11 protein-coding genes are annotated in these 13,062 nt (G+C 70.6%); 1 reads left to right on the top strand and 10 read right to left on the bottom strand.

All coding sequences use genetic code 11. From position 1 onward, the window contains the following. Positions 1–188: 188 nt before the first annotated feature. Positions 189–1,223, bottom strand: a complete 1,035-nt coding sequence (locus ACLJQZ_RS41120; RefSeq protein WP_247051685.1) for a GDP-mannose 4,6-dehydratase — start codon at positions 1,221–1,223, stop codon at positions 189–191. A 195-nt stretch (positions 1,224–1,418) separates the two neighbouring features. Between ACLJQZ_RS41120 and ACLJQZ_RS41115 the strand changes: the two genes are divergently transcribed. Continuing rightward, positions 1,419–2,477, top strand: coding sequence for a DegT/DnrJ/EryC1/StrS family aminotransferase (locus tag ACLJQZ_RS41115; protein ID WP_410626301.1), 1,059 nt, complete (start codon positions 1,419–1,421; stop codon positions 2,475–2,477). 306 nt (positions 2,478–2,783) lie between these two features. On the opposite strand, the gene ACLJQZ_RS41110 is transcribed toward ACLJQZ_RS41115, so the two are convergent. The 9 genes from ACLJQZ_RS41110 to ACLJQZ_RS41070 all read right to left on the bottom strand — a co-directional run bounded on the left by ACLJQZ_RS41110 (position 2,784) and on the right by ACLJQZ_RS41070 (position 13,062). Continuing rightward, the gene (locus ACLJQZ_RS41110) at positions 2,784–3,068 is read right to left on the bottom strand and encodes an HPr family phosphocarrier protein (protein WP_247051683.1); all 285 of its coding nucleotides are present in this window, start codon (positions 3,066–3,068) and stop codon (positions 2,784–2,786) included. A gap of 36 nt (positions 3,069–3,104) precedes the next feature. After that, positions 3,105–4,772 carry a phosphoenolpyruvate--protein phosphotransferase gene (gene ptsP / locus ACLJQZ_RS41105; RefSeq protein ID WP_410626300.1) on the bottom strand — a complete coding sequence of 556 codons (1,668 nt, stop codon included), beginning with the start codon at positions 4,770–4,772 and terminating at the stop codon, positions 3,105–3,107. Between the two features lie 36 nt (positions 4,773–4,808). Continuing rightward, on the bottom strand, positions 4,809–5,867 hold the full coding sequence (locus ACLJQZ_RS41100) for a zinc-dependent dehydrogenase (protein ID WP_326949522.1): 1,059 nt from the start codon (positions 5,865–5,867) through the stop codon (positions 4,809–4,811). Continuing rightward, positions 5,864–6,319: a PTS sugar transporter subunit IIA gene (locus tag ACLJQZ_RS41095; RefSeq protein ID WP_247051680.1), complete on the bottom strand. Its 456-nt coding sequence runs from the start codon at positions 6,317–6,319 to the stop codon at positions 5,864–5,866. The genes ACLJQZ_RS41100 and ACLJQZ_RS41095 overlap by 4 nt, the downstream gene beginning before the upstream one ends. Next, positions 6,309–6,617, bottom strand: coding sequence for a PTS lactose transporter subunit IIB (locus tag ACLJQZ_RS41090; RefSeq protein WP_247051679.1), 309 nt, complete (start codon positions 6,615–6,617; stop codon positions 6,309–6,311). The genes ACLJQZ_RS41095 and ACLJQZ_RS41090 overlap by 11 nt, the downstream gene beginning before the upstream one ends. Before the next feature lie 34 nt (positions 6,618–6,651). Then, entirely contained in the window at positions 6,652–7,761 is a 1,110-nt protein-coding gene (gene mtlA / locus ACLJQZ_RS41085) for a mannitol-specific PTS transporter subunit IIC (RefSeq protein WP_410626297.1), read from the bottom strand. Positions 7,762–7,854: 93 nt separating this feature from the next. Beyond that, entirely contained in the window at positions 7,855–8,790 is a 936-nt protein-coding gene (pfkB, locus tag ACLJQZ_RS41080) for a 1-phosphofructokinase (RefSeq protein WP_410626295.1), read from the bottom strand. A 400-nt stretch (positions 8,791–9,190) separates the two neighbouring features. Continuing rightward, positions 9,191–9,883, bottom strand: a complete 693-nt coding sequence (locus tag ACLJQZ_RS41075; RefSeq protein WP_326949520.1) for a helix-turn-helix transcriptional regulator — start codon at positions 9,881–9,883, stop codon at positions 9,191–9,193. A 359-nt stretch (positions 9,884–10,242) separates the two neighbouring features. Further along, the gene (locus ACLJQZ_RS41070; protein ID WP_326949519.1) at positions 10,243–13,062 is read right to left on the bottom strand and encodes an AAA family ATPase; all 2,820 of its coding nucleotides are present in this window, start codon (positions 13,060–13,062) and stop codon (positions 10,243–10,245) included.

Below are 13,062 nucleotides of genomic sequence, written 5' to 3'. Positions count from 1 at the left end.
GAATCAGCAACCCATCCCGACACGACGGCGAGCGGTGGCGCCCCGGGACGGCTGCTGCGGTGGCAGTCCGGCGCACGGCCGGCTGCCGCCCGGGGCGCGGAAAATGGTTTTCTGCGGCGGAAATCGTCCTCGGCGGCACTTCGCCCGGGCCGCGACCGCCGAGTTCATCCGGGACCGGCCTGGGCCGGTTACCAGACGGCGGCGGTCAGCGCCTCGCCGAGGTCCAGCTCCCGGGCGGTCTGGTGCAGGTCGGATTCGACCATCATGCGCATCAGCTCCTCGAACGGCACCGACGGCTTCCAGCCCAGGTCGGCGCGGGCCAGCGTGGCGTCGGCGCACAGCGTCTCGACCTCGGCGGGCCGCACCAGGCTCGGGTCGACGACGACGTAGTCGCGCCAGTCGAGATCGGCGGCGGCGAACGCGATGTCGGCGGCGTCGCGGACGGTGTGCATCCGGCCGGTACCGATCACGTAGTCGCACGCCTCGTCGCGCTGCAGCATGAGGTGCATCGCCTGGACGTAGTCGCCGGCGAAGCCCCAGTCGCGCACGGCGTCGAGGTTGCCGAGGCGCAGCTCGTCCTGCAGGCCCAGCTTGATCCGGGCGACGGCGTTGGAGATCTTGCGGGTGACGAACTCGATGCCGCGGCGCGGCGACTCGTGGTTGAACAGGATGCCCGAGACGCCGTACATCCCGTAGGACTCGCGGTAGTTGCGCGTGATGTAGTGGCCGTAGGCCTTCGCGACGCCGTACGGGCTGCGCGGGTGCAAGATCGTCTTCTCGTTCTGCGGCGTCTCGGCCGCCTTGCCGAACATCTCCGACGACGACGCCTGGTAGAACCGGATCTGGCTGCCCGGCGCGGTGGTCCGCGACTTGTCCAGCCCGGAGACCATCCGGATCGCCTCCAGCACGCGCAGCACGCCCATGCCGTTGACGTCGGTGGTGAGCTCGGCCTGCTGCCACGACATCGGCACGAACGAGATCGCGCCCAGGTTGTAGACCTCGTCCGGCTGCACCAGGTCCACGGCCCCGACGAGACTCGCCTGGTCCAGCAGGTCGCCGTGGACGAAGTTCAGCTCGGCGGCGATCCGGCTGACCCGGGACTTGCGCGGGTTCGCCTGACCGCGCACCAGGCCCCACACGTCGTAGCCCAGTGCCAGCAGGTGCTCGGCCAGGTAAGAGCCGTCCTGTCCCGTGACACCCGTGATCAATGCTCGTTTCGTCATAGCTCTCCCACGTTCACCGGCCGACCGGCCGTGCTCGCGGCCGCCCGGCACCGCCGCTGATCCGCTCGATCACACACCCGCCCCGCCCTGGAAAACATTGGACAATCCGTGCCCCCATCGGGAACTTCTGGTGATTTCCCGTCTTCAGCGGGTCCATCCTGCAGCTTTCCGGTAGCCGAGGCATGCGAGGACCTGATGGCATTCCGATATCCCGTCTCCCAGCCCCATCTCACCGGCCGTGAGATCTACTACGTCACCGAAGCGGTGACGACGGGCTGGATCTCCTCCCAGGGCCCGTTCGTGCAGCGCTTCGAGGAGACCTTCGCCGACTGGAACGGCCAGGGCCACGGCGTCGCCTGCTCCTCCGGCACGACGGCGCTCACCCTCGCCCTGCGCGCGCTCGGCATCGGGCCCGGCGACGAGGTGCTGGTGCCGGAGTTCACCATGATCGCGTCGGCCTGGGCGGTCACCTACACCGGCGCCACGCCGGTCTTCGTCGACTGCGGCGACGATCTCAACATCGACGTCGCGCAGCTCGAAGCCAAGATCACGCCGCGGACCAAGGCGATCATGCCGGTGCACATCTACGGCCGGCGCTGCGACATGGACGCGATCATGGACCTCGCCTACCAGTACAACCTGCGGGTCGTCGAGGACTCGGCCGAGGCCCACGGCGTCCGCCCGGTCGGCGACATCGCGTGCTTCTCCTTGTACGCCAACAAGATCATCTCGTCCGGCGAGGGCGGCATCTGCCTGACGAACGACGCGCGGCTGGCCGAGCAGATGAAGCACCTGCGCGGCATGGCCTTCAGCAAGGCCCACGACTTCATCCACAAGAAGCTGGCCTACAACTTCCGGATGACCAACCTGCAGGCCGGTGTCGCGCTGGCGCAGGTGGAGCGGATCGACGAGATCCTCGAACTGCGGTCCCGGATCGAAAAGCAGTACGACGAACGGCTTTCCGGCATCCCCGGGATCACCCGCATGCCCGGCCGCGACGTCCTGTGGATGTACGACCTGCTGGCCGAGGGCCGCGACGAGCTGCGCGCCCACCTCTCGGCCGCCGGCGTCGAGACGCGGCTGTTCTTCCAGCCGATGAGCCGCCAGCCGATGTACCTCGACCCGAAGTGGCCGGAGCTGAACGCGGCCCGCTTGGCCGCCCAGGGCTTCTACCTGCCGACCTACGTGGGCCTGGAGGAGAGCGACCAGGACTTCATCGTGGACCGCGTCGCGGAGTTCTACGGCAGCAGCTGAACCCGCGCGGCCAATACGACGCCCGGACTGGCCAACACAACGCCCGGAACGGCCAACACGCCGGCGCTCTCGGCGTGTTGGCCGTTCCGGGCAGCGTGTTGGCCGTTCCGGGCAGTGTGTTGGCCAGTCCGGGCCGTGAAACGACTCGGCCGCAACCGGCCGGGAGGCGGGCTGCGGCGAGCTTTGGGGACCGGTGAGCCGCCCGGACAGTGACCAGGACGGCTCACCGGCGTTCGTGGGCCGGAGGGGCACTCCGGCGCGGCGGTGGGCCGGCAGACCAGGGGGTCGCCTGCCGGACCACCGACGTCAGCCGGCCGGCTGCTCGGCCGAGTCGAGGTCGCGCGCCAGCAGCTCGGCGATCTCCGTCACGGCGGCGTCGGCACCTTCGCCCTCGGCCGAGATCAGCACCTCTTCGCCGCCGCGGACACCGAGCGCCATGACGCCCAGGATGCTGGTGGCGTCCACCAGCTTGTCCTCGGTGCGGCCGATCTTCACCGGCACCGGCTGCCGGCCCGCGGCCTCGACCAGCAGCTTGACCGGACGCGCGTGCAGCCCGACGGGCGAGCCGATTACCACCTTTTTACTGGACATTCCCGATTCCCATCTCGTGGAGAAAGCTGTGACGCGTCAGCCGGCCGTCTTGGCGGAGAATTCCTCCGCGATCCGGCGCGCCTGGGGCACGTCGGACGCGGAAAGCACCTCGCGGGCGAGGGTTTCGCACTGCTCGAGGGTGTAGTCCTTCAACGCGGCGCGGACCGCGGGGACTGCGGACACCGACATCGACAGACTGGTGATGCCCAGGCCGGCGAACACCGGGGCCAGGCCCGGGTCGCTGGCCGCCTCGCCGCAGATGCCGGCGGACTTGCCGGCCTCCTTGGCCGCCGCCGCGACGTTCGCCACGAGCGCCAGCAACGCCGGCTGCCAGGGGTCGAGCAGGTCCCCCAGCTCACCCAGCATCCGGTCCGCGGCGTAGGTGTACTGCGAAAGGTCGTTGGTGCCGATGCTGACGAAGTCGACCTCCGCCAGGATGTCCGCGGCGCGGATCGCCGCGGCGGGCACCTCGATCATCACGCCGGCCTGGCCGATCCCGTGCTCGCGGGCGAGATCGCGGAACGCCGCGGCCTCCGCCGGCGTGGCGATCATCGGCGCCATCACCCGCACGTCGGCCTCGTGGTCGGCCGCCGCCAGGCTGATCGCCTCCAGCTGCGCGGTGAGCAGCCCCGGGTTGCGGACGCCGACGCGGTAGCCGCGCACGCCCAGCGCCGGGTTCGGCTCGTCCTCGGTGTTGGCGAACGGGATGTACTTGTCGGCGCCGGCGTCCAGCGTGCGGATGACGACCGGCCGGCCGCCGAACCCGCGCAGCACCTCGCCGTAGGCCGCCCGCTGCTCCTCGACCGTCGGGGCCTCCGTGCGGTCCAGGAACAGGAACTCGGTCCGGAACAGCCCGACGCCCTCGGCGTCGGCCGCCGCGTCCTGCTCGACCCCGCCGGCGCTGCCGACGTTGAGCAGGAGCTTGACCGGGTGGCCGTCCGCGGTGGCGCCGGGGCCGCTGTGCGCCGCCAGCTTCTCCTTCAGCGACGCCGCTTCCGCCTCGACCTGCCGGACGTAGTCGTCCGCCGGATCGACGACGACCGTGCCGCGCCCGCCGTCGACGGCGATCCGCTGCCCGTCCGCCAGGCCCGCGGCGCCGGCGCAGCCGACCACCGCCGGGATCCCGAGGGCCCGGGCGACGATCGCCGTGTGGCTGGTCGGGCCGCCCTTCTCGGTGACGATGCCGAGCACCTTCGCCGGGTCGAGCAGCACCGTGTCGGCCGGCGCGATGTCCTGGCCGACGAGGACGAACGTGCCGTCGACGTCCGGGATGCCGGGCTGGGCCAGCCCCAGCGCGGCGGCGATCGCCCGGTCCCGGATGTCGATCAGGTCGGCCGCCCGCTCGCCGAGGTAGCCGCCGATGGCCTCCAGCGCGGCCACGTGCTTGCCGAACGCGTCGCGGATCGCCCAGGCGGCGGGGCGGCCGGCGGCCACCCCCTCCTGGATCCCGGTCCGCAGCGTAGGGTCCTGCGCCATCATGATCTGGGTGTCCATGATGGACTTGGACTCGCCCGAAACCGTCGCCGCGCGCTTCTCCAGGTCCGCCACCGCCGCGTCGAGCGCCGCGGTCGCGGCCGCCAGCTCCTCCTCGGGAGCCGACGGCGCGTCCCAGTGCTCCGGCAGGACCGGGGGCGGCGTCAGCCGCACCACCGGCCCGGCGGCCGCGCCCGGGCTCGCCGGGTTGCCGCGCAGTTCGTCAACCACCGTTGGTCGCCTCCTTGGGGTTCGGGCCCTCACCGCTCACGCGGGGACGGCCGCGCCCGGCTCGATCGTCACCTTGATCGCCTCGCCGCTGCTGACGATGTCGATCGCCTTCAGCACGTCCGAGAGCGGGAGGTGGTGGGTGATCAGATCGTCGACCGGGACCTTGCCCGACGAGATCAGCTCGAGCGCCTGGCGGTTGTGCTCGGGGCTGGACCCGTTGGCGCCATAAATGGTCAGCTCGCGGTAGTGCACCAGGTTTGAGTCGCACGCGATGATCGGGTTGTCCTTCGGCAGGCCGCCGAAGAAGCTGATCCGGCCACGGCGCGCCGTCATCTTGAGCGCGTCCTCCTGGGCCTTGCCCGCCGCCGCGGCCGTGATGACCACGTCCGCGCCGTCGCCACCGGTGAGCTCGAGGACCTTCGCGACCGGGTCCTCCTCGGCGCCGCAGATCGCGGCGTCGGGCTTGACGAGCTCGGCGGCCATGTCGAGCCGGCCGCGGTTCAGCTCGACCAGGTAGACCGCCGCCGCGCCCTTGGCGCGGGCGAGCCGCACGTGCAAGCAGCCGATCGGACCGGCGCCGACGACCACGACGACGTCGCCCTCGCCGACCTGCGCGAAGCTCTGTCCATTGAGGACACAGGCCAGCGGCTCGGCGACCGAGGCCTCCGCGTAGCTGACGCCCTCCGGGATCCGGTTGACGCCGTCGACCTTGAGGACCTGCTTCGGCACGATCATGTACTCGGCGAAGCCGCCGTCGAAGTGGTAACCCATCGACAGCTGGTTCGGACACACCTGCTGCAGGCCCTTGAGGCACTGCTTGCACTCACCACACGGGATCGCGGCGATGACCTGCACACGATCACCCGACTCCCAGCCGGAGACGTTCGCGCCGGTCTCGACGACCTCGCCGGCGATCTCGTGCCCGATCACGCGCGGCGGGTCGATGTGGTGGTGCCCGTGGCGGAAGATCTTCAGGTCCGTGCCGCACGTCGAGGTGTTGTGCACCCGGATCTTGATCTCGTCCGGGCCCGGGCTGGGCTCGTCGGCGTCTTCGACCCGCAGGTCACCTGGCGCGTAGAAACGTGCCACCTTCATTCGGAGAACTCCTCGTCCATCTGGTTCAACAGTCGCAAGATCGTCTCGGCGTCCGGTGCTTCCCGCAGCTGCCGGACCTGCTCGCCGTCCATCAGGATCCGGGCGAGCGAGGACAGGATGCCGACCTGCTCGGACCCCTTGGCCGCGATGCCGACGCACAACCGGACCTCGTTGCCGTCCCAGTCGACCCCGTCGGGGAACTGGAGGATCGCGAGCGCGGTCCGCTTCACGAAGCGGCGGGACTCGTCGGTGCCGTGCGGGATCGCGACGCCCTCGCCCAGGAAGGTCGAGACGGAGCGTTCGCGCTCGTGCATCGCGTCGAGGTAGCCCGGCTCCACCGCCCCCAGCTCCAGGAGCTTCCGGCCGACCTGCGTGATCGCGTCGGCCTGGTCGGGGGCGGTGCAGCCGATGAGGACCGACTCGGCGCTGAGGATGGAAGCGTCAGTCGGCAAGGGAACCGCCGTCCCTGATCGCCTGCTCGACCTGGTCGAACACCGGGTCGCCCAGGAAGCTCTGGAACCCGAGGATCACCGCGGTGGTGTTGGCCTTGCGGGCCCGCTTCACGAGCGTGCTCTGGCAGAGCACGACCTGGGCGTCGCCCGGGATCTCGTTGACCGGCGTGTGCTCGACCTTGACCGAGTAGGGCTTCAGCCGCTTGGCCAGCTGGGACGCGACCATCACGCTGCTGCCCATCCCGGCGTCGCAGGCGATGATGACCTTCTTGACTTCCTTGCCTTCGATGCTGCTCACAACCGCACTTCCTTCCGTCGATCGACGATGATCGTCAAGCCACTGCTCCGCCTTCGGCGACGGCCAGTTCCCGCTCTTCCCTTCGAGCGTCCTTGCCGAACTTCAGCAAGGCCGCAGCGACGACGAACGATACGGCCGCGGCGATCAGGACACCCAGGACCACGCCCAGGTAACCGCCCTTCGGCGTCACCGCGAGGACCGCGATGATGCTGCCCGGCGACGGCGTCGCCGTCAGGCCCGCGTCGAAGATCGCGAACGTCGCGACACCCGCGGCGCCACCGGCGATCGCGGCCAGGATCAGGCGCGGGGTGGCCAGGATGTACGGGAAGTAGATCTCGTGGATACCACCCAGGAACTGGATGACGATCGCGCCCGGCGCGGTGGCCCGCGCGCTGCGGGCGCCGAAGAACGTCAGCGCCAGCAGGATGCCGAGACCGGGGCCGGGGTTCGGCTCGATCAGGAACTCGATGGCCTTGCCGTCCTTCAACGCGTCGGCGACACCCAGCGGGCTCAGCACGCCGTGGTTGATCGCGTTGTTGAGGAACAGCACCTTGGCCGGCTCGACGATGATCGAGACCAGCGGCAGCAGGTGGTTGTCGATCAGGGCCTGCACGCCGTTGCCGAGGCCCTTGGTGATGCCCTGCACGACCGGGCCGATGCCCAGCAGGCCCAGCACCGCCATGGTGCCGCCGATGATGCCGGCGCTGAAGTTGTCGACGAGCATCTTGAAGCCCGGCGCGGTCTTGCTGCCGACCTTGTCGTCCCACAGCTTGATCAGGAAACCACCGAGCGGGCCGACGATCATCGCGCCGAGGAACATCGGGATGGAGGCACCGACCGCGATGCCGACCGTCGCGACCGCACCCACGACCGCACCGCGCTGGCCGTGCACCAGCCGGCCACCGGTGTAACCGATCAGGACCGGCAGCAGGAAGTTGATCATCGGGTCGACGAGCTCGGCGATGTGCGCGTTGGGTGTCCACCCGCTCGGGATGAACAGCGCGGTGATCAGGCCCCAGGCGATGAACGCCCCGATGTTCGGCATGACCATGCTCGCGAGCTGACCGCCGAAGCGCTGGATTGAAACCCGCGCGCGCTCCGCCCTCGACGGAGTTTCGTCGTCGATCTCCGTGGTGGTTGTCATCGTTGGCTTCCTCTTCTGGAAAGGTGATTTGAGGGTTTCGCCATCACCGGATGGCGGTGGTCGGGGCGAGCCGCTTCGCGTGGTGCCCCAGGGCTATTCGCGAATCTTCTCGTCCCAGCCGGGATGCGGGTCCACCCGCACTCGTCGTGCCCCCACGTCTTCGGGACCCGGCATCGTGCTTCCCGGGAGCGACACCGCGGCCGCACCCCAGGCGACGGCTGTGGCCAGCGCTTGCGGGCCACTCCCCCCTGCCGCCAGGAAACCGGCGAGCATCGCGTCGCCGGCACCGACCGAACTGCGCGGTTCGGCCGATGCGTTGGCGCACCAGATCCCCGCGTCTTCGACCAGCACGGCACCTTTGCTGCCGAGACTGGCCAAAACCGTGCCCGCGCCCAGAGAGCGCAGTTCCTGTGCGGCGTCGACGACGTCCCGCACGGTGTCGAGCTGGCGGTCGACCGCTTCCTCGAGCTCGTCGAGGTTCGGCTTCACCAACGCCGGCCCGGCTTTCACCGACGTCCGGAACGCCGGGCCGCTGGTGTCGACGACGACCCGGACCCCGCTGGGGGCCAGGCGCGCGATCAGCTCCGAGTAGAAGTCTTCACTCACACCAGGCGGCAGACTTCCCGCCGCCACAACCCATTCCGCGTCGGCCACGTTGGCCAGCAGGACGTCGCACAGGGTTTCGATCTCCCGCCCCGTGAGGTGCGGGCCGATCTCGTTCACCTTCGTCACGGTGGCGTCCGGCTCCACGACGCTGATGTTGCTGCGCACGGACTCTTCCGTGCGCACCCGGACCACGTCGATGTTGTAGTCCTCGAGCAAGCTGATCAGCTGGTCGCCTTCGGCACCGCCGGCGGGAACCACCGCGCGGGCCTTGAGTCCGTTGCGCACCAAGGCACGCGCCACGTTGATGCCTTTTCCACCCGGCTGCACACTGGCGCCCGAAGCGCGGTGCAGCTCGCCCCGGTTCAGCCGGTCGACCTCGACCGTGCGGTCGACGCTCGGGTTCGCCGTCAGAGTCACGAACACTTCAGTACACCTCCGCCGGAACCTCTTTGGTTTGAGTGATATTGCCTGTGTTCGCCTGCGTTTGCAAGACCCGATCTCGACGAGTATCGAACCGTTACCATCAGATGACCAGCAGACTGTCACCTTGTGCAGCCAAAACACTCTGATCCGTGCCCACTCGGAGACGCCGTGTGACCATCGGGTAAAGCCACATAAAGCCACACCAGGGCGGTGACCCGGGTCACGAGCCAACATTGGGTGTCCGCAGACAGCCGCTTTCGGGGGTTCCGGGTGGCGGAGCCCCCGGCCCGGGACGAAGTCCCGGTTGACACAGCGAAGCGGGCCGCACGCCCACCCGTCTCGCGAGTGCGCCTGCGGCCCGCCCTCGGCGTCACCGGTCCGGCCCGTCACCACCGGCGTGTCACCGGACGAAGTCCGGCAGCGCGCGCGGCGGCCAGGAACCGACCCCGAAGATGCCCATCGAATAGGCCTTCGAGATCAGCGCGGGCCGGTTCTTCACCTTCATCTTCCGCAGCAGTGTCGTCACGTGGTATTCGACGCCGCCCCGGCTCATGTAGAGATTGGCCGCCAGCTGAATCGTCGAAACACCCGACGCGACGCCCTCGAGAATGCGGGCGTCCATCTCGGTCAGGATTTTCTTCCGGGTGACGGCGACCTGGTTGTCCCGGTCGGACTTGTCCGGCCGGAAAACCACGGTGAGGCTGTCGAGCCGGTCGCCGACGCTGTGCACGGTCGAGCCCAGGAAATCGCCGCTGAGGGTCGTGCCGTTGTCCCGCATGACCAGGATCCGCTCGGCGAAGCGGGTGCGCTCACCGCGCACCAGCAGCCGGAGCTGCTGCTCGACCTTGTCCCGCACGCTGGGGTGGAGCAGGTCGCACAGGCTGGTGCCGGTGACGCCGTCGGAAGTGCGCTCGAACACGCGGAAGAATTCCATGCTGGCCGAGACAATGCGCAGCCGGTGGTCGACGTTCACCATGCACATTTCCGGGGTGACCGGTCGGGGAGCCGGCTTTCGCGGCGCGGGGCGGCTGATTCGCTCCAGCGCCGAAGCCAGGCTCACGCCTGTGACCGCATCTGCAACGTCTGCACTCATGAAGGGATTCCTCTCTTCGGCGAGAAGCACTCCGACAAGAAAGCCGGGTACTGGTGGCGATCGTGTGAGCCACATCTCCGGGGTGACGCAGATCATGTTAGGCACGGCCGATTAGCGGGGGCAACAGGTTGCGGACACCCAGCCTTAACACTGTGGTGCGCCCCCGTTGGGGGTACGGAGGTACGGAGTGCGGTGCGGTGCGGTTCGGTACCGAACGCCGGTGGCGCCCCCCGTGCGGGCACGTCTTGGCCTGGGCCAGGGGATTCGCAGGTGAATGGGGGTCCGAACCCCCGCACCGCACGCCGCGTGCGGTCCGTACCCCGGGTGCGGAACCGCACCGCGGACCGTACCCCTGGGGGTCAGTCGCGCTCGGACTCGCCGAGGTGCTCGATGAGCTCGGCGCGGCCGCTGACCTCGAGCTTGCGGTAGGCGCCGGTCAGATTCTTCTCGACCGCGCGCCGGGTTACCCCCAGAGAGTCCGCGATCTGCTGGTTGGTCCAGCCGCGCACGACGAGGCGGGCCACCGCGGCCTCCGCCTTCGTCAGGTTTTCCAGGCCGCCCCCGGAAAACCGCAGCACGGGACCGTTCAGCTCGGTCTCCCCCGTGCCGTCGAGCCACGTCGCGCCGATGGCCTTGGCCAGTTCCCGGCCCTCCGCAAGGAATCCCGCCGCGTCCGGCTCACCGGAGTCGAGCAGCCGGGTCCCGAGGACCACCGACGTCCGCGCCCGTTCGGCGAGGTCTTCCGACTCGCGGATGATGCCCGCGGCCTCGTAGAGCAGGCCGATGCCGTCGGCGCCGCCGGTCAGCATGCCCTGCAGCCGCAGGGAACGCCCGACGCTCAGCGGGCTCCCCCACTGCTGGGCGACCACGTCTTCGGCCGCGGCGTGCGCCTGCGCGGCCGGCAGGTCGCCCATCCGCTGCCGCACCAGCGCGGCCCAGGTGCGCCACGGGTACTGGGGCGTGTTGACCCAGCCCTCGCGCTCCAGCCGCCGCCCGCAGTCGAGGAACCGGCCCAGCGCCGTGGCCGGATCGCCGCGCACCAGGTCGATCATGCCGCGGGTCAGCCGGCGCGCGGCGAACACGCGGTGGTCGGTGCTGTCCATCGGCACCGCCAGCAGACGTTCGCCGAGCTCGGGATCCTGCGTCTCCAGGGCGATCTGGGCCAGCGTGGTGACCGACAGCGCGAGCGCGTCGGGCCAGGTTTCGTGGTCGGCGCCTTCGAGGACGCCCAGCGCGATCCGCCGGGCCTTGGCGAGATCCCCCTGCGCCCGCTTGACTTCCGCGGTCTCCGCGGCGATCAGGTGGGCGGTGTCCTGCCACCGGCGCTGGGTCGCCTGCTCCGCCGCCGCGGCCAGCGCCGGTTCGAGCACGCTCGCGGTGTCGGCGGCCACCAGCGTGGTGACCAGCAGGGGCAGGGCGGTGTAGGCGTGCGCCGGGTCGAACGGCTCCTCGGTGACGAGTCGCTTGAGGACGGTCTCGACCTCGTCGGCCGCCACACTGCCCGACAGCGCGGCGGAGTGCAGCAGCACGACGGCGAGTTCGCGGCCGGCGGGCGAGTCGAGCCGCTCGGCCGTCTCCAGCTCGCGCAGCCGCGCCAAGGCGGCGTCACCCTGGCCCGGCGGGCGGGCCCCCGGGTACCAGGTCCGCGCCTCCGCCCGCAGCTCCAGGTCCGTGCCGGCGGCCGGGTCGGCGTCCCGCAGCACGGAGTCGACGGCGGTGCGCACGGCCGCGCCGAGCGCGGGCACAGTCACCGCGAGCGCGGGCGGGATCCACAGCGCCGCTTCCGCCTGCGCGGGCCCGGCCGGCAGCAGGGACAACGCCTGCGAGACGTGCCGCGCCGACGCGATCAGGTCGAACCCACGTTCCGCCGCGGCCAGCTCCACCATCAGGCGGCCGCGCTCTTCGCTGTCGGGCGAGGTGTTGAGCAAGGCCCGGCGCAGGTAGCGCGCGGCCAGGTCCCCGGCCCCCCGCTCCAGCACGGTCCCCGCGGCGGAGCTGAGGATGCGGACCTCCCACGGGTCCTCGGCCGCGCCGACCTTCATCAGCTTCTCCGCGACGCGCTCCGCGGGCCGGCCGTGCTCGTAGAGCAACCGCGCCGCGCGGCGGTAGAGGACTTCGCGCAGTTCCACCGGGATCGCCGGTTCGACGCCTTCCCGGACCGTGGCGTTGGCGAACCCGATCCGGCGCTCGTCGTGGACGAGCAGGCCGAGGCGTTCGAGGCTCTGCAGCGCCGACTTGTACTCGACCTCGTCGAGGCCGGCCAGGTCGGCGGCGAGCTGCGGCTCGGCGAGGTCGCCGAGGACCGCGACCGCGCGCACCAGCGCGAGCACCGCGGGCGGCTGCGAGCCGAGCGAGAGCATGATGCGGTGGTCGAGCAGCCGTTCGGCTTCGGCCGTGGCCGCCGTGATCTGCGCGGCGATCGGCCGCAGGCCTTCGCCGACCAGTCCGGTGAGGACGGTCGCGACGTTCGCCGGGTTGCCGCCCGAAACCCGGTGCAGCATGGCGGTGAACGGTTCCTCGGCGCGTTCGCCGAACGCGACCTCGGCCATCGACGCGACGCCGTCGGGTGACAGCGGCGCCGGGACGACGATCCGCGCGGCCGCGGTGACGAGCTCGTGCACCAGCGCGTACTTCGGCGCCTCGCACTCCTCCGCCACGGCCAGCGCGAGCAGGATCCGCGACCCGCTGAGCCGCTTGGCCAGGTAGGCCAGCAGCCGCAGCGAACCGTGGTCCGCCCACTGCAGGTCGTCGACGATCACCACGACCAGGTCGTCGTGCGACATCGCGTGCACCACCGTGTGCAGTCCATAGAGGACGGCTTCGGTGGGCAGGTTGTGCTCGTGGCCGTTGGTGACGAGCCGCTCTTCGGTCAGCGCGCGCAGGATCTGCTCGGACGCGCCCTGGAACCAGCGCTCCCGCTCGGCCGTGCCGGCGGCGACGAGCACCGGGCGGCACAGCTGCTGCGCGATGCCGAAGGCGAAGTCCTCTTCGAGCTGGGTCGCGTCCGCGCGCAGCACCCGGGCGCCGGCGGCCAGCGCCGACGCGGTCGCGTCCCGCAGCAGCGCCGACTTGCCGCTGCCCGCCGGCCCGCTGATCAGCAGCAGCGAGCCGTCATTGCCCGCGGCCGCGTTCAGCGCGGTCGCGATCGCGGCCCGCTCGGCGTCACGCTCAAGTAGCAC

It is taken from the genome of Amycolatopsis sp. cmx-8-4, from assembly GCF_046548675.1.
Taxonomy (GTDB): domain Bacteria; phylum Actinomycetota; class Actinomycetes; order Mycobacteriales; family Pseudonocardiaceae; genus Amycolatopsis.
The sequence above is the reverse complement of the archived record's forward strand: the minus strand, read 5'-3'. Positions and strand labels throughout refer to the sequence as shown.

Excerpts from the sequence above, each read along its gene's own strand:
- ACLJQZ_RS41075 (WP_326949520.1), bottom strand. The coding sequence starts at position 9,883 with ATGAGTGCAGACGTTGCAGATGCGGTCACAGGCGTGAGCCTGGCTTCG.
- ACLJQZ_RS41100 (WP_326949522.1), bottom strand. The coding sequence starts at position 5,867 with ATGAAGGTGGCACGTTTCTACGCGCCAGGTGACCTGCGGGTCGAAGAC.
- mtlA (WP_410626297.1), bottom strand. The coding sequence starts at position 7,761 with ATGACAACCACCACGGAGATCGACGACGAAACTCCGTCGAGGGCGGAG.
- ACLJQZ_RS41115 (WP_410626301.1), top strand. The coding sequence starts at position 1,419 with ATGGCATTCCGATATCCCGTCTCCCAGCCCCATCTCACCGGCCGTGAG.
- ACLJQZ_RS41110 (WP_247051683.1), bottom strand. The coding sequence starts at position 3,068 with ATGTCCAGTAAAAAGGTGGTAATCGGCTCGCCCGTCGGGCTGCACGCG.
- ACLJQZ_RS41120 (WP_247051685.1), bottom strand. The coding sequence starts at position 1,223 with ATGACGAAACGAGCATTGATCACGGGTGTCACGGGACAGGACGGCTCT.